Raw genomic sequence first — 21499 nt, 5'->3', positions numbered from 1 at the left:
GTCTATCTTCAAGTATGTCTCAACCGACCCAGCTTTCTAAAACCTCTGACTTGAACGAACTAAGTACCCTGGAACTCGCTCAAGCTCTGGCGGAACGTTTGAGTATTCACCCGAATGATTGGCATCGGCTCAAATCTAACCGCAAAGTTCGCGCTGGCGAACAAGCCATCGCCGCACTGGTATTCCTCCTGAAAGATCAACCGGAAGAAGCGTTGGTGCGCTTTCAGCAGGCTTCAGGCTGGCTGGACAAATCTATCTCAGCACCGCCTTGCCCGACTCATGGACACAGCCGTTAGAAAAGTCGGGTGTTAGAAAAGCAGGGGTTGCCGGAAGCGATTTTTGACTTGCTTGCAGAGTCTAAGTTCCGTTCCCTGGTGGTTCCAGTGGACTTGATCGAAGATTTGGTGGAGGATACACATTCCTCTACCGCTTTCTGCTTCGTCGTCAGGGAGATGTTGTTCGGGGTCAGAATGGCAATCACAGGGGGGAGAAAAGCCCGTTCCTTCGTCTGAAATTACCCACCAGTATTGTCCTTCTACCATCGAAAAGCGGACGGACACGGTCTTACTGGGATCGAGCTTATTGCCGTGTTTGGCCGCATTGACTAGCGCCTCTTGCAGCCCTAACCGAATTTCTGCTTGCCACCGAGATGGAATCTGAGCTAAGAGAAGATCCAGGACGGGACAAAGGTAGAGGGTAGAAGCGAAGCTTATCGTGCCCCAAGTTCGCCTTACCGGACGCTGTGAGATAGCAATCACTCAAAAAACCTCTAGACTTTCATTCAATAGAATTAACAGTCAGATGCCGAAGGGTATGCGCGTAGCGCTATACAGCTTTGATACGAGTAGTTTTAGACCCATCTTATGCGTACAACATCCTTTACGTACAACATCTCTTGCGTACAATCAGGGGAATCACGTAGATTCGAGATGATGTCCAGGCTTAAGTACACCTATCGCCAAGCATTAATCATTGCGTATTTGTCCGGTACTCTCTTTTTTTAATCGAGGATACCAACTACATTTTTCCGTTAGATTACTTGGCAAATTGCTAGCTTTCTGACGGATACGAATAACTTGCTAACTTCTGACCTCTAGAGGAGTGCTTTCTATCCTAAAAGTTGTAGGATAAACCACTTTCTCTATTGTAACAAAATCTTCTAAAAAAGCCACCCCGAACCTCAGTCAAGTACACTACAGAGGGCCGTCATTGGCGTACAAGAACGGCGGCACATTCAACGTGAGACGTTTGGGGAAAGAAGTCAGCAGGTTGTACGCGGGTTAGCTTATAGGCACCCGATTGACACAATAATTTAAGATCGCGAGCTAGGGTAGCGGGTTTACAACTAACGTAGACAATCCGACTCGGCTGAATTTCTAAAAGGGTTTCTAAGACATCGCGACCGTCCTTCGGATGTCCTGAGCTAAAGCATCCTTGACGCGGGGGATCGAGCAATACAATATCTGGCTTCACGTCCAGCGTGGGCAACAACGTCTCTACGGTTCCCGTATAAAACTTTACATTCGTGATGTTATTCAATTGGGCATTGAGAGTCGCTTGCTCGACTGCTTCTGGCTGCATCTCCAAGCCAATTGCCTGCTTTACCTTCTGCGCCAACGGCAAGGTTAACGTGCCAATGCCGCAGTAGGCATCTACTAGCACCTCATTGCCTTGCAGATTCAGTTCATCAGCGATCGCCTGTAACAGCGCTTCAGCTTGCTCTGTATAAACTTGAAAAAAGGTGTCGGGACGCACTTGGAACTGTAAACCCGCGAATTCCTCAAGCAAGTAAGGTTGTCCGGCGATACAGCGGGTTTCCGTGCCAAAAATTGCATTGGTGCGATCGGGATTGCAGTTCAGCGAGACGCCCACTAGCTGGGGGTACCGAGTTAACCACTCCTGAGCTTGAGCATCGATCCCGGCGAGATTCCAATCTTTGACGACCAAGGTTAGCAATATTTCGCCCGTGCGTCGCCCAATCCGCAGCCCCAAATGACGGATTTTCCCTCGGTGAAGTTTTTCGTCATAAATTCCCCAACCCCGGTCCTGGATGTCTTGCTTGACTTCTGCCAGCAAGGGATTCAAACGCGAGTCTTGAACCGGGCATTGATTCAAGTTAATCAGGTGGTGGCTGCCTTTTTGGTAATAACCTGCTTGGACTTGACCCGTAGATGACCGTTTTACCGGATAGGTCGCTTTGTTGCGATAGCCCAACGGATCGGCAACTGCCAGGACGGGATCGACCGTTGGCTGGGCGATCCCGCCAATGCGTTCTAGGGCTTGGATCACCTGATTTCTCTTGGCTTCTAGCTGGTGTTGGTAGTCAATATGCTGCCACTGACAGCCCCCGCACTTATCTGCCACAATGCAGGATGGACGGATGCGATCGCTAGATGCTTCCAAAATCTCGTCCAATTTGCCGTGGGCATATTGAGGTTTGACTCGCACTAAGCGCACAAGAACGCGATCGCCCGGAACCGTATCCGGGACAAAAACTACCCGACCTCCCAAACGACCCACTCCGTCACCGCTGTCACTAAGATCGCTGATGATTATTTCCACCAGTTGACCTTGTTGCCAAAGGTCTTCACCCGCCTCGCTAGAACCTGTATTTAGTGATTTTGTTAGTGACATATTATCTCTGTCTCTTTATTTGTGTCCCACGGACTCGTTAAACTACGAATGATATTCTGAATCATCCCGATAATCATGAGTGTAGTTAGCCAAGTTATTCTCAAAGCAGACGACGAACTTCGTTACCCCAGTAGTGGCGAACTCAACAGCATCAAAGACTTTTTGCAAACTGGCGCACAGCGGGTGCGTATCGCCAACACGCTGGCTGAAAATGAGAAAAAAATTGTTCAAGAAGCCAGTAAGCAGCTCTGGCAAAAACGCCCGGACTTCATTGCGCCAGGGGGAAATGCCTACGGGGAGAGGCAACGGGCGCTGTGCCTGCGGGATTACGGCTGGTACTTGCGTCTAATTACCTACGGAGTTCTGTCCGGTGACAAGGAACCGATTGAAAAAATTGGTTTGATTGGCGTGCGGGAAATGTACAATTCCCTCGGCGTTCCTGTCCCAGGCATGGCTGAATCTATCCGTTGCTTGAAAAAAGCCTCCCTCGACTTACTTAGCGAGGACGATGCAATAGCCGCGGCTCCTTATTTCGACTACATTATTCAAGCCATGTCCTGATTCTATCGCTATCAAACAGAACATGCGAGCGCGGGTGAAGAAGAATCTTTCTTCTTCACTTCTTGTCTTTATGCTTGTAGCGACATGCTTGTAACGACAAAAAACCGACAGTCTCTCTACAGAATCTGTCGGCTGGTCGTGTGTTCCCTATTGATGACTCGGCTAGAGTTCAGTCGTCTCTTAGTATGACCACTCAGCCATACAGGGAGAGCGATATCAATCATCTTCTTCTGTGATTGCGATCGCACAAGAAGATCGCTTACGAATGCGTAGGACAAAGTTGCAGGCGCAGTAGTATCTTGCGCGATCGCCCAAAAGACAAAAATCTCCCCAGCCTAAAAAAAGCCTAAAAAGGAGACCATAGTTTGCTAGCTCAGTGTAGACTCTTGGTACAAGATTGATACGCCAAAAGGAGCGCAACGAATGGAATGTCTTTCCTGAAAAGATTGCCTAGGGCAACCCTGGCGTTGCTTCTGGGTACTTATTGCGTATACGGCTGGTTGTTTTCCTTTACATATACCTGGGAGATTTTGCTGTTAGAGATAGGAGTAGCCTTGTTGATAGCTTTGGTTTTAACGGCTCCTATCAGGCTCTTAAGAATCTTTTTTGCCCGTTGGATGAATTCCGATACTAGAGCCTTCCTTTCAGTCATAACCGGAGCTTTGGCTGGGGTCTTTATCCTCACCTGGATTAATATTTTTGCCAATATTTTTGTTCTACTCTCAGCAGGTGCCCTAGCTAGACTAGACCTTCAAACTGCTAAATTCAATGCACTGCAAGCTTTTTGGATTCTCGTTGCCGTATCTTGGAGCGGGTTTGGTTTAGGCTTGATACTAAATCGTTTGTTGCTACATCCATCTTTTTAGCCAACGCCTCCATCAGCTTCTGTCTTGCCTTTAGTAGGCACAAACCATAGATTGCAGCGCTGATTGACTGACAAAAGGGCATGGGACTGGAACAAAAGCTAGGAGGGAAGCAGAGCTTGATTTAAGCTGATGAGTTACCACACTAATCGGTCAAATCAATGTCACCTACTTCCCGTCTTTATGATGCGTTGTGTCCTTATCTGGGTCAATGTGAGATTCCGTGGCAAGATGTGCGCCATCTGCAAACGCTCTGTTGGATGATGATTGGCATAATTCAAAGCCAAAATGTTCATCTCAATAGATTTGAGGTGTATGTCATCAGTCGGGCTAAAGTTGCTCAGTCGCACCAACCACGGTTTCGGCGTTGGTTATCGAATCGACGAATTGATGTTGTTTCAGCCCATCATGCCCTCATCAAGCAAGCTCTCTGCCAGTGGAAGAGCCAACGACTGTATCTGAGCTTGGACACAACCGTAGTGTGGAATTGTTTCTGCATCGTCTGGATTGGGGTGGTGTATCGGGGCAGAACGGTTCCGGTAGCTTGGCGAGTGGTGGCGCAATCGAGCAGTACGGTACGGTTGTGGACGCTTCAACGGGTGCTGCGGCAAGCGGCACGAGTGATGCCCCCTGGCGTAGCCGTTGTCCTGTTAGCAGACCGGGGCTTTGAGCAATGGCAAGTTGATGAAGTACCTCAAAGAAACCCTGGGTTGGCATTTTCGGATTCGCATTAAGCGCTCATTCCAGTTTCAACTTAAGGGGCAGTGGCGCAAAGTATCGTCGGTGGCGTTGCAACCGGGGCAAGCCTACTTCACTCCTGGGGTTGCAGTCGGCAAAACCAAGCCCTATTCGAGCGTCTATCTTGCATTTGCCCATGATAAGCAAAGTAATGAAACCTGGGTGATTGTGAGTGACGAACCAACCACCCTGCAAACTTTTGCCCAATATCGCTTGAGGTTTCAGGTGGAAGAATCGTTTTTGGACATTAAGTCGAACGGGTTAAAACTGGAAGCGTCAAGGCTGCGGGACAAGTTTGCCCTGTCTCAGTTGTGCGCTGTCATTGCCTTAACAATGTTATTTCTGGTATTACAAGGAGTGCAAGTCGTTGTATCAGGCAAGCGTCGTCAAGTCGATGCTCACTGGCAACGAGGGATGAGTTACCTCAAACTGGGTTGGAACTGGATTCGCCTTGCCATTACACAGCAATGGAAAATTCAGGTTGCTCCGTTTCTCCCTGGTGCACCTGACCCGCAACCTGCCCTTGCTTCCAAGCGACAATACGATGAATCCTGCAAGCGTGAATTTACGGTCCTCACCCGCATTCCTGCTTCTTAATTTTGTCAGTCAAGCAGGATTGCAGCCTATCGCGCCTTTAATTTCTCTCAATGGACACTGTAAATACCGTCACACAGGGCAAGTCAATGGGTGCTAGATTTCTGGAAACTAGAGTAAGCGTTTAACTGTCCTCTTGCTCTACAGCAGTCTTGCTGTGGGGCAGTTTTGTTTTTAACACCTACGAAGGAAAGTTAAAGAGAGCGATCTCATCTCTTCTGGTAAAGTCTACCTGCGCGGTATCCCTTAATCTTGCTCCGGTAGCTGAACCTGCACTCCGCCTTCCGGCGTAATAATGACTTTACCACCCAGCGCCTCAATCCGACTGATAGCAATCTTGCGCGTGCGATCGTCAATAACTGGATTTGTTAACACCAAAATCCAGCCAGACACTTGAGCCTTTCTGCTATTAGGGTTGCGAACTAAAAACTCAGATGTTTGGCGAGAAATTTCTGCTACTGATTTGCTTTCTGGATCGGAATAAACCTTCGCCCATTCCACTGCCTTCTCAAAGGATTGCCTTGCCGCTTGAGCATTTCCTAAAAACAACAATTCGTCCATCCCTTTGTAACGCCAAATAAAATAAGACTTGGGTGGAACTTGAGGAGTAAGTGACTTTAGCCCTTTTTCCATCAAAGCAACAGATCGTTCTGGCAGCGCTGCGTATAAAGAACTACTAGCTGAAAGAAAAAGATACGCTTCCCGAAATCTGGGATCGCGGTTTACTATTATTTCAAAATATTCTGGGCTGAGGGTATAGCCAGTAACTTTACGAACTTCATCATCACCAAAATACTGTGCAAATCCAAGAAATACCCAGTCGGCCAAAAGATTATCAAATCCAAAGTCCGGAAATTTCTGGAGCAAATTGAGACGGATGTTTTCTGCTTCTACTTCTTTTTCTAGTTCTTCTGCTGAGGCAATTTTTGCTTTTGAACTTAGTTTATTTAATTGAGGTATCTGTAATACTCCAATTGCCAAAACACACAGCAGGGCTAAGAAGGACGCACCTACTAGTTGACTGAAGCTTTGACGAAATCGAGAAAGCATTTATATCACCTGCTTAAAAGTAAAAAAGTATAACTAGTCTTTTAAAAGTTTAAAGTTTTTTCTTTATCGTTTGTAGCTGTATAAATAATATAATAAGATTGATTAAGTTTTTATAATAAATATGATATTTTCTTCTAGAAGTATATTAGTTTAAGATGATGATAGTCTAACTTTGATAAGAAATGATAAAAACTGAGTTGGAGTATGGCAACTTCTTTGGCTTCTGCTGATGCATATTGGAAATATCTCGAAAAGGCTTGTATTTGCCTCGATTCAAATGTGCGATCGCGTATAAACACCATTCTTGATGGTACTTCTTGGGATGACCCCACATCCGCCTTAGATTTAAATAATATTGCAGTAGTGGCACTCATTGAGGCAGAACAGTCTCACGAGCCATCTGTGCGTTCGCTTTATGTTGAGATGGCTTTAGAGGCCTTAAATAGGGGGGCAGAGTTGGATGGTAATCCCCTCTGCACAGCTCATCTGGCTCTAGTCCTAGCCATGATTGGAGAAAGCGAACAAGCGATGCAGACAGCTTTTTCTACCTTTGTTGCTACCCTCCAGCCTGCTTATATCAATGATAAACCAATTGCTCTAGGTATAGTATATCTACCTCCTACTCCCACTAGCTTAATAGATTTCCAGTATGAGAAACTAGCTCAAATTCTGCAAATTGAAGATGGCTATTCTCAAGCACTGTTGTTATTCAGTGAAATTTTGTGTTGGGCAACTCTCGTCTTTTACAATAAAACAGGACTACGATTATTAAATTTAGCTGCTCAACTATCACCCGATTCCCTTGCAGTTAATCTAAAACTGGGAATTTCTAGTTTGATGAATAATCAATGGGAAGGACTCTTGTATTTAAACCGCGCTAGGCAAAAAGCAGCAAATTCGGCAATTATTCTGCAAGCGCTACATTTAGCTTATCGAGATATACAACAGATAGAACCTGCTGGTTTATGGCTAGAAATTGGGCGAAATATCAGCAAGAAAATGCCAGGTTCTGTAGAGTGGAAATGGACTAATAAAGAAGCTGACAGTTTACTAACTTATGTACCTTTCGAGGGCAAATTATTATTAGCGGTTGAACCAAGTTTACGCAGTATTGTAACCAGCGTACTGATTGCTGAAGGAGACTGGTTCGAGAAAGAAATGGAGTTTTGGCGAAACTGGATAAAACCCGGTATGACGGTTATCGATGTGGGTGCGAATGTAGGAGTATATACTTTCAGCGCTGCTTTAAAGGTGGGAGCGGAAGGATGCGTACTAGCTGTTGAACCTTTTTCAGGCTGCGTTCGTTGTTTGCAAGAAACCTGTAAAGTTAATGACTTAAGTTGGGTTAAAGTTTGTGCAGGAGCAGCAAGCGATCGCAATGGCACAGCCCGATTGTCTCTCCATGCTGCTAGTGAACTTAACGAAATAGTTTCTAGTGATGCAGAAGCAACAAACCAGCATGGTAATTTTGAGGAAATTGACTGCTTTTCTCTTGACAGTCTAATTGAACGCGAACATGTCAAGCAGGTTGATTTATTGAAAATTGATGCTGAAGGACATGAAATGAAAGTGTTAGAGGGAAGCAGCCAGATTCTCAGCGAATTTACTCCTGCTATACTTTACGAAAATATTGCAGGTAGTAAAAGCAGTAATCTAGCTGTTGCCGATTTTCTGACATCCAGAGGCTATCAACTATTTCGATATCAGCCTTACCTACAGCAGCTTATTCCAGTTAATTCTGCTGAAGATTTGCAAGGTAAATTGAATATAATTGCTTTGCACACCCAGGAATTATAAAACCTCAGTCGTTAATAATTATTAAACACTCAAAAGCGAGGAATATAAAATGTCAGTTTTTCTTTCCAGTTTAAAGAAAAGCGGTCACTTGAATCAGCTCCACCTAACTATATGTAATGTTGGTTCTCGTAAATTAGGAAGTCACGATGACTACACCAGCCTTGGCTGGGATATCTTTGCACCTCGGCTCACTATATACGGATTCGATGCAGATGTAGATGCTTGTGATGAAGCGAACGCTGAGCTTGAAGCTAGACAAATAAATTGGACAGAAAAACACATTCCCTTAGCACTGGGAAATTCTGTAGGAGAGTCTACACTCTATGTAACCAAACATCCCATGTGTAGTTCCTTATATCCACCCAATGAACCATACTTAGCTAGGTTTGGCGGACTTCCAGAGTTAGTAAATTTAGATTTTACTCTAGAAATTGAAACCACAACTTTAGATGCTTTTTGTCAAACAGAGGGAATCCAAGAGATTGATTTTCTTCAGGTTGATGTTCAGGGTGCGGATCTGCAAGTTTTGGAAGGAGCTTCTGAGATATTAAAACGCAGTACTCTGGCTGTTCAAGTTGAAGTTGAATTTTCTCATTTATACGATAAACAGCCTTTGTTTGCGGATGTAGACACTTATCTCCGAAAAAAAGGCTTTACATTATTTGACTTAGCTACTTCTTATCGTACTCGTGCGCGATCACCTATTCATTCAAGAGTTCGTGCTGGACAATTACTTTGGGCAGATGCGTTTTACTTCCGAGATTTGATTAGAGAGGATATCAGTATCCCTTTAAAAACACCAAAGCAAATTTTTAAGTTAGCTTGCATGGCCGATATAATGAATTTTCCAGATTATGCTCTGGAACTATTGGAGTATTTGACTCTGCAATATGGAACTGATGCAAATTATAATTTTGCTAACAATATCATTGAGAGTTTGGCTCAATTTCCTGGGCTGATACAGCAAGGATTAGGTTCCTTGCCTATTGTGGAAAAAATTCGCGATCGCGTTAGTGGCGATGTTCAAGGTTTGCTTGCTTAAGTACGATTGCCTTGAGTATACTTTTCCCACATCTGCTCGTAAGCCTTTTCCATTTCGCGGGTGAACTGCTTAGCATTCCACAAAGGAGCTGTTTGCCGCGATTGTTTCAGTTTCCAAGCAACTTGTTGCCGCAAAACTGCATCTTTCCCTAAACGAACTCCCCATTCTACATATTCTTCATCCGTCCAAGCGATACCTTCTGTTATACCTGCATTTATCATCATGCCGTAGCTGTTACGTGCAGAAAATTGCTCACCCACTCGCGTTACCAAAGGAATACCCATCCAGAGTGTTTCTAGAGTAGTTGTAGCTCCGTTGTAGGGATAAGTATCCAGTACCACATCAGCAACACCCAGGTTAGCTCGATGAACTTCTTCTGAAATGTCAATTGGCATAAATTTCAGGCGAGCGCAATTCACACCCTCCTCTACAGCAATCTTTTCAAAAAAAGTTCGTGAAGATTTTTCATCAGATGGGCCTTTGATCAGAAAATAGCTATTCGGTACTTCTTTGAGAATCCTCATCTGTAGTCGTACATTATCGGGGTTCCGTTTATACCCCTTCTGTGCAACAAAGTACACAACAGCATCATTGGGAATATCTAGCTGATCGCGCCGCAGAGTAGGCGCAGCTACTTCAAACCCATCAACTGCGACATAGGTATTGGGCAGCCGCCAAATAGTTTCTGTATAGTGTTCCTGAGCATAATCAGGCAGAACATAAGGATCTGCAATAAAGTAGTCAATGGATGGTAACCCTGAAGCATCCCATCCTAACCAACTTACTTGAATTGGAGCAAGCTTTCTGTTAAAAATTTGACACGTATGCCCAGATGTAATACTATCGAGATCGACTAGAATATCAAGTTCATCCTCCTCCATTTGCTTAAGAATTTCTAAGCCGAGAACATCAGCACGGTAAGCACGATCGCTGTTACCAACAAACCAATTTTGAGTAAAATCATCAATCGATAAATAGCCTACCAGATAAGTGTGAATTTGGAACCGTTCCCGATCGTGATGCTTAAATAGCCAGCGAGATATCCAGCCTACCGAGTGTCTTCTTAGGCATTGAGAAACATAGCCAATTTTGAGAACTTTTTTCTTTTTAGTTAATATTTGAGTAGAAGGCACCTTTTGATTTTCTTCTACTCTTGCTGCTTCTTTTATTGATTTTTGATGATTTTCATAGCAAATCTGAGCAATCTTATTTTGAATCAAGCGATTATTAGGAAGGTCATCTTTGAAGTATGGGGCAAAAAATGGTGTGACCAAAAGAGATGGTAAATAGTCTACGTTTATATTTAGTGGCCATTCTTTTATAAGTGAAAGCAGCAGTTCTTTATGTAATGCAAATGTCAAACACGATTCTTCCCAATACCCCGATGCAGACATCAATGCTCTAATTATTAGGTAATTGCTGTAAACCTTTTCTAGTAAAGATGTAGATGACTCATAGCAGTGCTTTGCTGTTTCTATACCTTTATCGTATTCATAACAGTTTTGATAAAAAACTGTTAGCTGCGACTGAATCTGAGGAAGGTTATTACATCTATCTAGACACAATTCAGCATAGCGCGATGCTATTTTAGGTTGGTTTCCAGAGTAAGCAATTTTTATACAAGTAAGTATCACAATATCAATTATTGTTTGAGGCTCATTACCATAGTTTATGCAAGCCTCAGTAAATGCGAGAACTGCCGGGTCAGCATAGGCATAAGTCATAAGGCTTACTAAAACTTGTTGCAATAAATTAAACTCTACATTGCATTCCTTTTCCTGCAACAACTCAATGATTCCTGATTCTGTTATATCTTTACCTGTAAAGTTTTCCAGTTGAATAGAAAGTAAAATAATATGTAAGATATTGTTAGCATCTGTTGGAGCAATTTCCCGGATATGTTGGCGGATAGCCCAGGCAATTTGATAATCTTCAATAACTTCTCGTCGCTCTGCTTCTGTTAGCAGAACTTGAACCAATTCCGCTGTCCACAGCTCTATTTCTTCTAGTTCTCCCTCTGCAATTCCCAGCATCCAAGTTGTCTGAGCCTCAGCTTCCTGCCCCTGCAACAGAAGCATTAATCCCAAAAGCCAGTAATAAGCCTTTACTTCAGGTTCAACTGAAATTGCTGTCTCGTAAAGGTCTGCTGCTTTGCTATAAAATCCTTGAAGTAGGTATTGATTTGCTTGTTTTTGCCAATCCGTAGCAGTTGTTACAACTTGTGAAGAAGTCATAAAATTTTAAATTTTAGTATTAACTAACGTATATTTATTTTAAGTCCGAATTCTTAAAAAATAAGTGGGTGGGTAAATCTATACCACCCACTTATTTTGTCAAGTTCAACCTACTGTTTCCGTCATGCAGGTATTTGTTGGATAGTAATTACTGTGTACCACCAACTTGAACTTGGTTAGTATTGCATCCGGCACCAGCAGCAGTACCAGTACCAACGAGGGGAGTTGTACCAAAACCGCCAGCTGTTTTGCTCTCACACAAAACGGCAACGCTTGTGTACTCACCAGCACCAGCAGCAGTGCCAGTACCAGCCAGAATCAGGGATACATAGCCAGTATAGTTTTTCAGAGGTGCAGTAATGTTGGAAGGTATACTAGAATAGCTTGACGCGTATGAACCAGTGCCTGCACCAGCGGTAGATGCACCGTATATATAGTTGACAGTTTGGGTTTTGATGCCAATGCCCGAAGCCGGGATAGCTGCCGAACCACCACCGATGAAAACGCTTTTTTCCGTGAAGTTTGCCTGCTGAGCTTTATTCAGGGAACCGACGTAAGTCTTGGCTTCAGACTGCTTGCCCTTGTTGGCTTGGCTAAGGAAGGACGGCAGAGCAATGGCAGCCAGAATACCGATAATGATGATAACGACGAGTAGTTCAATCAGGGTGAAACCTTCGTCCTGCTTTTTCTGGTTGAGGTGTTGCAGAAATTTGGCTTTCAGTTCGGTCTTCATGAGCGTTTCTCCTTGGGGTGGGGGATGCTTGAATTGTACTCCTAGATGTAACTTACCCACATCCGATCAATTTCATATCATCCTCCGCAAAAAATTTTGGTTACCGTTTCCAAAGCTCTTACGCAGATAGTTCTAAAAGTACATAGCGAAAGAAATCTAGCTTGCTGAGAAGTTCTTTCACTTCGTTGAGGGCTTCCATGAAGGTCACAGGTTCCAAGGTTACAGGGTTCAGCGGTTTTACCTTAAGCCAGCGTTCCGTCAGAAATTTAACAGGCTTTGGCTCTTCCCACAGGGGTAGCAAGCAAATTAGTATACTACTGTCTATCTGGACAGGAGCCATAGCTGGGTGGGTGACATAACCGCTAATTTCAAAAGCTTTCTGCTCCACAAGGCACTTTAGAAGGTCTTCCTTGACCTGAGAAGTCCTTAGTTGAGGATGTAGATGTACCTTAGCGGCTTGCCAATCCGATAATTCCCACTGTTCAACTGGCGTGAACGAGTCTGCGTGACTCGAATGACCGCACCAAAAATCCAACAACCGATGAACTGGGTGCATAAGTTCAAAAAGATGCAGCCGTTCCTCTGTAGAAACTTCTGGTAAACTCATCCCCCAAAAAGCTGGCAAATTTTCTGGCTCATTAAATAAGTCAGTGACATCCCAGTGTCGCCAGTTCACCATGCTGATAAATTCTAGGTCTGCTGCTCTCAGAGCAGCGAACAAATCAGGAATCGTGTAACCTTTATCACCTTGGAACAGATAGTTCATCAACACCCCCTCTTTGCCATCTTCTTTTTCATAGCTGGGATTCCAAGTTTTAGCTTTTATGTCAACACCGTCTTTTAAAGCCTTCATGGTTTCTACAGCAATTTCTATTTCCATCTCCTCTGGGTTACTATCCATTAGCCCCATCATCTTGAAAACTTCTTGGGTACGATAATGGGTAAATCTTTGCAAGGAACTATGCAAATTACTGCGAATAATACCTTTTGGCTTTAGTATAGATTTCAGGGCGGCTAAGCCAACAGATATATCTGGGAACAAATAAAGAAGCTCATCACAATTAATATAGTCAAATTTTAAACGTAGTTTTGGTAAGTCATAAAGAGAGAGAATGTGAAACTCTGTATTTTCAAAACCATGATATGTTAGGCGTTGTTGTGCTAATTTGATTGACTCTTCTGATATGTCTATGCCAACTATTTTTGCGCCTGGATTTGCTTCTGCTAATATTAAGGTTTTGTAGCCAGTACCACAACCTGCATCTAAAATTAATTTTTCTTTAGTATCTATAATTTTTTGATTTCTTAAGTAGTAAGGTGTTACTAAATTATGAATAAAAAGATAGTTAGGATTATCCTTAGGAGATTTATCTATTGGAATTCTGGGATAGGGTCCAAAGTCAAATTGCTGACGAATTCTTTCTAGTAACTCTGATGCTTGGTCGTTCATGCGGAATACTTCCTGATACTGGAATTTTAAACATTTGGGAAGCGGGTCAAAATATAGTTAATGCCAGCACTCCCCCTTCAAGGGTTCCCATTTATGGGCAAAAATATACAGCTAGCGAAAGTTTCTTACGCTCATCGCCTCCCCATCCTCCCAAACCGCTATACTAAACTAAGCGTAGTCGTTATGAGTTTGTATAATTACCATGACCAACCCAACCGTAGAGAACTTGGTGATTATTGGTTCTGGCCCCGCGGGGTATACCGCTGCTATCTATGCGGCGCGGGCGAATCTGAAACCCTTTGTGTTTGAAGGCTTTCAATCTGGGGGGCTACCTGGGGGGCAGCTGATGACCACGACGGAAGTGGAGAACTTTCCGGGGTTTCCAGAAGGGATTACCGGGCCAGAATTGATGGATCGGATGAAGGCGCAGGCTGAGAGATGGGGGGCTGAGTTAGTTACCGAGGATGTAATATCGGTGGATTTGAGTCAGCGTCCTTTTATTGTCCGCGCTGAGGAACGGGAAGTTAGAACTCATAGTATTGTAATTGCTACGGGGGCGACAGCGAAAAGGTTAGGGCTGCCCAGCGAGCATGAATTTTGGAGTCGCGGGATCTCGGCTTGTGCGATTTGTGATGGTGCGACGCCTATCTTCCACGGTGCGGAACTGGCTGTGGTTGGTGGGGGTGACTCGGCGGCTGAGGAATCAGTTTACCTGACTAAGTATGGCGATCGCGTCCATATGCTGATTCGCGGCGATAAGATGCGGGCAAGTAAAGCCATGCAGGATCGGGTTCTGAATAACCCTAGAATTACCGTTCACTGGAACTCTCAGCCAGTGGATGTTGTCGGTGAAGATGGTCGGATGACCGGGATTAAGCTCAAGCATACTCAAACGGATGAAGAGAGTGTTCTCCCTGTTAAAGGATTGTTCTACGCGGTTGGTCATCAGCCCAACACCTCCCTATTTAAGGGACAGATGGAATTGGATGAGGTTGGTTATATCGTCACGAAGCCTGGTTCGGTGGAGACGAGTGTAGAGGGCGTCTTTGCTGCGGGTGATGTCCAGGATCGTGAATATCGTCAGGCGATTACTGCGGCGGGTACTGGGTGTATGGCAGCAATGTTGGCGGAACGATGGCTATCCGTTAATGGTTTGCTCCAAGAGTATCGTCAGCAGATACATACGTCTGAAGAGCCAGATACACCGGCAGATGAACCGGGTGATAAGATAGCTGAGCTGAATCCAGAAGCGGCGTTTAACCCGCAAGCGACGCGGCATGAGGGTAGCTATGCGCTGCGGAAGCTATTCCATGATAGCGATCGCCTGCTGATGGTCAAATATGTCTCGCCCAATTGCGGGCCTTGCCATACGCTAAAGCCGATCTTAAATAAGGTGGTGGATGAGTTCGATGGCAAAATCCACTTTGTAGAAATTGACATTGCGGAAGATAGAGACATTGCCGAGAATGCTGGTGTTACCGGAACGCCTACAGTGCAGTTCTTCAAAAACAAAGAATTAGTGGGTGAGATGAAAGGCGTTAAGCAAAAGAGCCAGTTCCGCCAAATGATTGAGCAATATGTCTAGCAAGGGTTTTAGGAATCAGGCGCATAGAATTCGCAGCTATACCAACAAAACCTGCTAGGCAAGGGTTTAAAATGAAGTCCGCGTAGCATCCGGACTTCGCTTGATAAAAGCGAAACAACTTCTGTTCCCTTCTTCTGAAGGGGGGTTGGCGTAGCCGCGATTTATCATCGCCAGGATATATTGATGACCCCGACAAAACTTCCTTTACCTCGACTTTTACGTTTATCTGGGCGTCCCAGTCTCTCCATGCAGATGATGCGGGTGGGAATTGTTATCACCTTGATGTTCGTGTTGATAGCCTTCCTCACTCCCGCATTTCAGGCTTGGGGATGGGTGCAAAATCCTTTGGAGTCCTTGGCTAACCCGATTCACGAGCCACCCTCGTGGCGTCATTGGTTTGGTACCAGTCGCCAAGGGTACGATGTTTTCTCGCGGACGCTATTTGGGACTCAAGCGGCGCTGCAAGTGGTTATCTTGGCAACCGTGTTGAGCCTTGTCATTGGGGTTCCGCTGGGTTTAGTCAGCGGTTATTTGGGTGGTAGGTTGGATCGGGTGCTGCTATTTTTGATGGATACCATTTATACGTTACCGGGGCTGTTGCTGTCGGTGACGCTGGCATTTGTGGTGGGACGAGGCGTGTTAAATGCCGCGATCGCCCTCAGCATTTCCTACATTCCCCAATATTATCGAGTCGTCCGCAACCATACGGTTAGTGTTAAAACAGAACTGTTCATCGAAGCCGCTCAAGCAATGGGGGCAGACACTTGGAGGGTTCTCTCTCGCTACCTGTTTCTTAATGTGATTCAGAGCGTGCCTGTATTATTCACTCTGAATGCTGCCGATGCAATTTTGATTTTGGGCAGTTTGGGTTTTCTAGGGTTAGGGCTTGCCGATCAGGTTCCTGAATGGGGCTACGATCTCCGTCAGGCGCTGGATGCTCTGCCTACTGGCATTTGGTGGACAGCGCTTTTCCCAGGCTTAGCGATGACGCTGATGGTGGTAGGGTTGTCTCTGGTGGGAGAAGGATTAAGCGAGTTTGTGAATCCCCGGTTGCGGAGAGAAAATTGGAACCAAAAATCCCCTGAATAGAGTCAAATATTTTATCGGTAATGGGTAATCGAATTTATACAATGACCCATTACCAACGATCCATTACCAATAAGCACTGCTGCTGAGATATGAAAGACAATATTTCTTTAATTGCTGCCGCTACAGGTGGTTTTATGTTATCTATTGCGATCGCTGGGATACTTAGGGCGGCACCTGTCACAGGTTTGAAGGTGCAAGCCAGTCCCAACACGGCCCAAGTAGCGGATTTGCAGCTTAAACCTGTTTATCCCGATGAAACTGTTAGTTATACCCTGAATGAAAGGTTTTCTGTAAAAAATTCAATGCGCGTTCTTCCACAAATTAAGGGGGCGTTGAATAGTTTTCACACTTTGACGGAAAAAAGTAAATCTGCTTTGGGAGAAAAAGCTATCTCTGAGGTAGGGAATACTGATTGGGAAGTTCAAAACTTGGGCTTTACTAACTGGGTTGCTTCCGTTGAAGGGACAATTAAAAAGCAAGATTATCAGATGAAAAAGCTGGAGTTTGAATTAGCGAAAAAGCAGTATGAAGACAAAGAAATTGTAAAATCAGTATTAGACCAGAAAGCGGTAAGTTATCAGCAGGCTAAGCAAGAATTTCAAAAGTTCTGGAATTCCTTTAAAATTTCAGACTGATATTAAGGGTCGTGGATTAAATAACTGACGAACTTCACCTTCTGTAGGGGCATTGCATTGCAATGCCCCTACAGAAGGAATTGGGACTTTATAAATCAGCTCTAAAGGTTGGGAAAAGTGACAAATGGCATGAATATAGATAAGTGGTATTAGTTTTTGGAAATTAGAAGAACGGTTGTGGTGAATCGGGAAGTAATTGGCATTGATCTGGGAGGAACGGCAATTAAGCTGGGGAGGTTCCGCGAGGATGGGACTTGCTTGGAGTCGTTGAGTGTGGCGACACCGCAACCGGCAACACCGACAGCGGTTTTGGATGCGATGATAGAAGCGATCGCGCATCTCGATCCGGAAAGACACGCGATCGCGCTCGGTATCGGTACCCCTGGTCCCGCCGATGCATCCGGTCGAATTGCTAGAGTCGCGATTAACCTGGCAGGCTGGCATGATGTACCCCTCGCAGATTGGTTAGAAGCCAAAACAGGTTTACCCACAGTTCTGGCTAATGATGCTAACTGTGCTGGGATGGGAGAAACTTGGTTAGGAGCTGGACGCCATTACCGGAATTTGATTCTGCTAACACTCGGTACAGGTGTGGGGGGTGCGATTATCCTCGATGGGAACCTGTTTGTGGGTCATCAAGGTGCCGCCGCTGAGCTAGGATTAATTACCTTAAATCCAGAGGGTCCGCCCTGTAATAGCGGCAATCAAGGCTCTTTAGAGCAATATGCCTCAGTAGCCGCCATTCGCCGCCGCACAGGGTTAGAACCAGAGGAACTGGGCAAGCTGGCAAGGGCAGGCGACCCGCAAGTATTAGAATTTTGGCAAAGCTACGGACGCGATCTCGGTGTTGGATTATCAAGTCTTATCTATGTTTTAACGCCGGAAGCGATTGTCATTGGCGGCGGCGTTAGTGCAAGTGCAGAATTTTTCTTTCCGGCTGCACTTGCAGAAATTGAGCGGCGGGTGCTGAAGAGTTCCCGTGAGGGTTTGCACCTAATAAAAGCTGAGTTAGGCAACCAAGCTGGAATGGTTGGGGCGGCAAAATTGGCTTGGCAAATTTTGAAGACTGAAAGTTGAGGGTTGAGGGCTGGGTACTGAGGGTTGAGGATTGAGGAGTGTTAGCCTCAGCACTTGTCGTTCTCCCTACTGCTTAAAATGAGTGCCCGGTTTTCTGTTTGATATATTCCAAAATTTTCTGATAGCAATCCGGGTCATTCTGCTTGTTGATAATGATGGGAATAGCACTATTCGGCAACCAGAACGTGAGCCTACCGTTAGAAGAATAGGAAAAGCTACTAATACGGTTGAGATCGACTACATATTCATTCCGTTCATAACTAACTTTGATCCAAGATGCTGCCAGTGAATGGAAGCTAACTTGTTGAATATAGTCCATTACTTGCTGATAGCCATCCGGGTTACTTTGACGGTTGATAATAATTGGGATGGCACTATCAGGCAACCAAAAAGTTACCTTACCGTTCGGGGTGCAAGCGAAGGCACTGATGCGGTCAAGATCGATTACATATTCATTTCGCTCATAACTCACTTTAATCCAATACGCCACATGACCTCCTCACATTAAGGTGAGTTCTGGCACTGACAACGCTCCCCCGCGCAAGTGGTTGGTGGAAAGCAGGACGTGTAGCGATCGCTTTCCGTCCTGCTGTAATTGCCAGCAACTGTTAAGATACCTCAGCTGCTTGGAGCGTCGCATCTTCTTGGGTAGGCTGTGAGGAGTCAGAACGGGCGAGTCCGGGGTCAAGCTGGGCTAGTGCTGCTTGAATCAATCCCTGGAACATCGGGTGGGGATTGCTGGGTCGAGAGCTAAACTCCGGGTGGAATTGGGTGGCAATAAAGAAAGGATGGTTAGGTAGTTCAATAATTTCCACTAATCGCCCATCCGGCGAGGTACCGCTGATCGCATAGCCAGTTTCTAAAAACAGGTTGCGATAAGCATTATTAAACTCATACCGATGCCGATGCCGTTCGTAAACCACTTCTTCTTGATAGAGCCGGAAGGCTAGAGTATTGGGCGCTAAACGACAAGCATATAGCCCCAAGCGCATCGTGCCGCCCAAATCCACCACATCTTGCTGTTCCGGCAACAGGTTGATCACCGGATTCGATCCATTTGGGGCAAATTCAGCACTATTGGCATCTTCTAATCCTGCGACGTGTCGCGCCCATTCAATCACCGAACATTGCATTCCCAGGCACAAACCGAGGAAGGGGATCTGGTTTTTACGGGCGTATTCAATCGCCGCAATTTTGCCATCGACACCCCGAACGCCGAACCCTCCAGGTACTACAATGCCGTTCACTCCAGCCAGGTAAGTTTCGGCGCTGCCCGATTCGATGCTTTCCGAGCTAACCCAACGGAGGTTAAGGTCACAATTCATGGCGATCGCTGCATGGCGCAAAGCTTCCAACACTGATAGATAGGCATCTGTTAACCTTACATATTTACCAACGATGGCAATCTCTATCCGGTGAGTTGGATGATATAGGCGATCTACTAAGATTTTCCACTGGCTCAAGTTGGGTTGGCGTTGCTCTAGTTGCAGCAATTCTAGGGTTTGCTGCGCTAGTCCTTCCCGTTCTAAAATCAGCGGCACTTCGTAGATACTTTTGGCATCTTGGGCTGTAATCACGCACTCGACGGGAACATCGCAGAACTCTGAGATTTTTTCTTTGAGTCCTGGGTGTAGAGGGCGATCGCATCTACAAACTAAAATATCTGGTTGAATCCCGATCGACCGCAATTCCTTCACCGAATGCTGCGTCGGCTTGGTTTTCATCTCCCCTGCTGAGGGAATCCACGGCATCAGGGTTACGTGCATATACAGCACGTTATGACGCCCCACATCTTTGCGGAACTGACGAATTGCTTCCAAAAATGGCAGGGATTCAATATCGCCCACCGTGCCGCCAATTTCCGTAATCACCACATCCGGGTTGGTATTTTTGGCAACCCGCTGAATGCGATCTTTGATTTCATTCGTAATATGGGGAATTACCTGCACGGTGCCCCCCATATAATCGCCACGACGCTCTTTATTGAGTACCGCTTGGTAAATCGAGCCAGTTGTGACGCTATTGAGCCGAGACATGGACGTATCGGTGAAGCGTTCGTAGTGCCCCAAGTCCAAATCCGTCTCGGCACCATCTGCCGTTACGAACACTTCTCCGTGCTGAAAAGGACTCATCGTCCCCGGATCGACGTTAATATACGGATCTAATTTCAGGATAGAAACCGAATAGTCACGCGACTTCAGCAAGCGTCCTAAACTTGCTGCTACAATTCCCTTGCCGATACTGGAAACCACCCCGCCGGTGACAAAGACAAACTTAGTCATAAAATGCTTAAAAGAAGAGCCATGTCGGCAACCCACCCCGTTAATTGTGCCACAGTCTTAACGAGTTGTTCGTTGCTTGTTGTTTGCAGTCTGCGATCGGTGGTCATTGGTTTGTAAAACCTTGGCAGAGTGGCTTTGTTGGCTGCCTTATCACCTATCCTATAGGAACGATAACAAGGCTAACAGTTGCTTTGCGATCGCTTATAGACCTTCAAACCCCTCAAAGGACTGACGACGGACAATTCCCACGCTTGGGCGATCGCGCTTTTGGTACGGTTTAACCCCTGAGTGACACTATTTTTGGCTTTGACTGAGTACCTCCCGACTTCGCTTCTAGCATCTGGTATTAGAACTTTGCCTTTACCGGAAGTTAGACGAAATCGATAGCTTCGTTCCTTTCAATGCCATCAATCCCACTCGTTTTCCTGCCAATTAGATTCTAAACTATTGATACCTGGTAATGCTTCGACCTCTGTAAATTGCTTGACAATTAAAATACTATTAACTGGATAATCGGTGGGCTAAAACACTAGACATGGCTAAAGTTTACGATGAATTAAATCAGAATCTCCGAGACTTTATTCAGGAGCAGAAAATCTTCTTTACCGCGACTGCGCCGAAAGAAGGTCGGATTAATTTGTCGCCTAAAGGAGTAGATACTTTCCGCTGTATTGATAATAATACAGTGGCTTACCTTGATTTAACTGGGAGTGGCAACGAGACCTCCGCTCATTTACATGAACCAGGAAATGGGCGGATGACGATCATGTTTTGCAGCTTTTCTGAAAAGCCTTTAATTCTTCGTTTATACGGTCAGGGAAAAGTAATTTTTCCAAGACATGAAGCTTGGGACAAATTTTATTCCTTGTTTACGCCAATCTTAGGAGAACGTCAGATCGTGGTACTTGAGATAAAATCAGTACAAACTTCATGCGGATATGGCGTGCCCATTTATGAACTGAAAGAAGAAAGAAAAACTATCAGAGAATGGGGTGAAAAAAAAGGGGAACAAGGAATCTTTGACTATTGGTGCGAAAAGAATCAAAAGAGTATCGATGGACTCCCCACAAAACTTTTACAAGATTAAAGAAACTTTTTTACTAATTTTATCCTCTAATTGATGTAAGGAACTTAG

General features: G+C 45.1%; 20 protein-coding genes. 12 read left to right on the top strand and 8 right to left on the bottom strand.

The window, feature by feature from the left end; genetic code table 11:
• Positions 1-14 precede the first annotated feature (14 nt).
• Positions 15-296, top strand: coding sequence for a DUF6439 family protein (locus tag H6F52_RS17005; RefSeq protein ID WP_190536186.1), 282 nt, complete (start codon positions 15-17; stop codon positions 294-296).
• Positions 297-308: 12 nt separating this feature from the next.
• Here H6F52_RS17005 and H6F52_RS17000 read toward each other — a convergent pair whose 3' ends face one another.
• Both H6F52_RS17000 and rlmD read right to left on the bottom strand, forming a co-directional pair.
• A complete protein-coding gene (locus H6F52_RS17000; RefSeq protein WP_190412826.1) occupies positions 309-758 on the bottom strand; it encodes an ATP-binding protein in 450 nt (149 codons plus the stop codon).
• 448 nt (positions 759-1206) lie between these two features.
• Complete coding sequence (rlmD, locus tag H6F52_RS16995) at positions 1207-2634, bottom strand: 23S rRNA (uracil(1939)-C(5))-methyltransferase RlmD (RefSeq protein WP_190536185.1); 1428 nt, start codon at positions 2632-2634, stop codon at positions 1207-1209.
• Positions 2635-2709: 75 nt separating this feature from the next.
• Between rlmD and apcD the strand changes: the two genes are divergently transcribed.
• The 4 genes from apcD (at position 2710) to H6F52_RS25285 (ending at position 5393) form a co-directional block, all read left to right on the top strand.
• On the top strand, positions 2710-3195 hold the full coding sequence (apcD, locus tag H6F52_RS16990; RefSeq protein ID WP_190429046.1) for an allophycocyanin subunit alpha-B: 486 nt from the start codon (positions 2710-2712) through the stop codon (positions 3193-3195).
• Positions 3196-3623: 428 nt separating this feature from the next.
• Positions 3624-4061, top strand: coding sequence for a hypothetical protein (locus H6F52_RS16985; protein WP_190429045.1), 438 nt, complete (start codon positions 3624-3626; stop codon positions 4059-4061).
• A 158-nt stretch (positions 4062-4219) separates the two neighbouring features.
• Positions 4220-4792 (top strand): hypothetical protein, encoded by a 573-nt coding sequence (locus tag H6F52_RS16980; protein WP_190527792.1) that lies wholly within the window; start codon positions 4220-4222, stop codon positions 4790-4792.
• Entirely contained in the window at positions 4743-5393 is a 651-nt protein-coding gene (locus H6F52_RS25285) for a transposase (protein WP_199300601.1), read from the top strand. The genes H6F52_RS16980 and H6F52_RS25285 overlap by 50 nt, the downstream gene beginning before the upstream one ends.
• A gap of 243 nt (positions 5394-5636) precedes the next feature.
• Here H6F52_RS25285 and H6F52_RS16970 read toward each other — a convergent pair whose 3' ends face one another.
• Complete coding sequence (locus tag H6F52_RS16970) at positions 5637-6440, bottom strand: hypothetical protein (protein ID WP_190527790.1); 804 nt, start codon at positions 6438-6440, stop codon at positions 5637-5639.
• A 204-nt stretch (positions 6441-6644) separates the two neighbouring features.
• On the opposite strand from H6F52_RS16970, the gene H6F52_RS16965 reads away from it, so the two are divergent.
• Both H6F52_RS16965 and H6F52_RS16960 read left to right on the top strand, forming a co-directional pair.
• On the top strand, positions 6645-8237 hold the full coding sequence (locus H6F52_RS16965) for an FkbM family methyltransferase (protein WP_190536184.1): 1593 nt from the start codon (positions 6645-6647) through the stop codon (positions 8235-8237).
• 49 nt (positions 8238-8286) lie between these two features.
• Positions 8287-9279: an FkbM family methyltransferase gene (locus tag H6F52_RS16960; RefSeq protein ID WP_190527786.1), complete on the top strand. Its 993-nt coding sequence runs from the start codon at positions 8287-8289 to the stop codon at positions 9277-9279.
• On the opposite strand, the gene H6F52_RS16955 is transcribed toward H6F52_RS16960, so the two are convergent.
• The 3 genes from H6F52_RS16955 to H6F52_RS16945 form a co-directional block, all read right to left on the bottom strand.
• The gene (locus H6F52_RS16955; RefSeq protein ID WP_190536183.1) at positions 9276-11513 is read right to left on the bottom strand and encodes an O-linked N-acetylglucosamine transferase, SPINDLY family protein; all 2238 of its coding nucleotides are present in this window, start codon (positions 11511-11513) and stop codon (positions 9276-9278) included. The two genes, H6F52_RS16960 and H6F52_RS16955, sit on opposite strands and share 4 nt — an antisense overlap.
• A gap of 148 nt (positions 11514-11661) precedes the next feature.
• Positions 11662-12246: a type IV pilin-like G/H family protein gene (locus H6F52_RS16950; RefSeq protein WP_190527781.1), complete on the bottom strand. Its 585-nt coding sequence runs from the start codon at positions 12244-12246 to the stop codon at positions 11662-11664.
• A gap of 118 nt (positions 12247-12364) precedes the next feature.
• Positions 12365-13696, bottom strand: coding sequence for a class I SAM-dependent methyltransferase (locus H6F52_RS16945; protein ID WP_190527779.1), 1332 nt, complete (start codon positions 13694-13696; stop codon positions 12365-12367).
• 202 nt (positions 13697-13898) lie between these two features.
• Between H6F52_RS16945 and trxB the strand changes: the two genes are divergently transcribed.
• From trxB to H6F52_RS16925, 4 genes are all read left to right on the top strand, one after another.
• The gene (gene trxB / locus H6F52_RS16940; protein ID WP_190536182.1) at positions 13899-15281 is read left to right on the top strand and encodes a thioredoxin-disulfide reductase; all 1383 of its coding nucleotides are present in this window, start codon (positions 13899-13901) and stop codon (positions 15279-15281) included.
• Between the two features lie 183 nt (positions 15282-15464).
• Positions 15465-16370 (top strand): ABC transporter permease, encoded by a 906-nt coding sequence (locus tag H6F52_RS16935; RefSeq protein ID WP_190536181.1) that lies wholly within the window; start codon positions 15465-15467, stop codon positions 16368-16370.
• 89 nt (positions 16371-16459) lie between these two features.
• Positions 16460-17005 carry a hypothetical protein gene (locus tag H6F52_RS16930; RefSeq protein ID WP_190527776.1) on the top strand — a complete coding sequence of 182 codons (546 nt, stop codon included), beginning with the start codon at positions 16460-16462 and terminating at the stop codon, positions 17003-17005.
• A gap of 177 nt (positions 17006-17182) precedes the next feature.
• Positions 17183-18082 (top strand): ROK family protein, encoded by a 900-nt coding sequence (locus H6F52_RS16925; RefSeq protein ID WP_190536295.1) that lies wholly within the window; start codon positions 17183-17185, stop codon positions 18080-18082.
• Between the two features lie 73 nt (positions 18083-18155).
• Here the strand turns inward: H6F52_RS16925 and H6F52_RS16920 are convergent, their stop codons facing one another.
• Entirely contained in the window at positions 18156-18572 is a 417-nt protein-coding gene (locus H6F52_RS16920) for a hypothetical protein (RefSeq protein WP_190412837.1), read from the bottom strand.
• Between the two features lie 118 nt (positions 18573-18690).
• On the bottom strand, positions 18691-20364 hold the full coding sequence (locus H6F52_RS16915) for a CTP synthase (RefSeq protein ID WP_190412838.1): 1674 nt from the start codon (positions 20362-20364) through the stop codon (positions 18691-18693).
• A gap of 535 nt (positions 20365-20899) precedes the next feature.
• Here H6F52_RS16915 and H6F52_RS16910 point away from each other — a divergent pair.
• Positions 20900-21451 carry a pyridoxamine 5'-phosphate oxidase family protein gene (locus tag H6F52_RS16910; protein ID WP_190536180.1) on the top strand — a complete coding sequence of 184 codons (552 nt, stop codon included), beginning with the start codon at positions 20900-20902 and terminating at the stop codon, positions 21449-21451.
• The last annotated feature ends 48 nt before the right edge of the window (positions 21452-21499 follow it).

Source organism: Coleofasciculus sp. FACHB-542, from assembly GCF_014695825.1.
In the GTDB taxonomy this organism is placed as follows: Bacteria; Cyanobacteriota; Cyanobacteriia; order Cyanobacteriales; family FACHB-T130; genus FACHB-T130.
The sequence above is the reverse complement of the archived record's forward strand: the minus strand, read 5'-3'. Positions and strand labels throughout refer to the sequence as shown.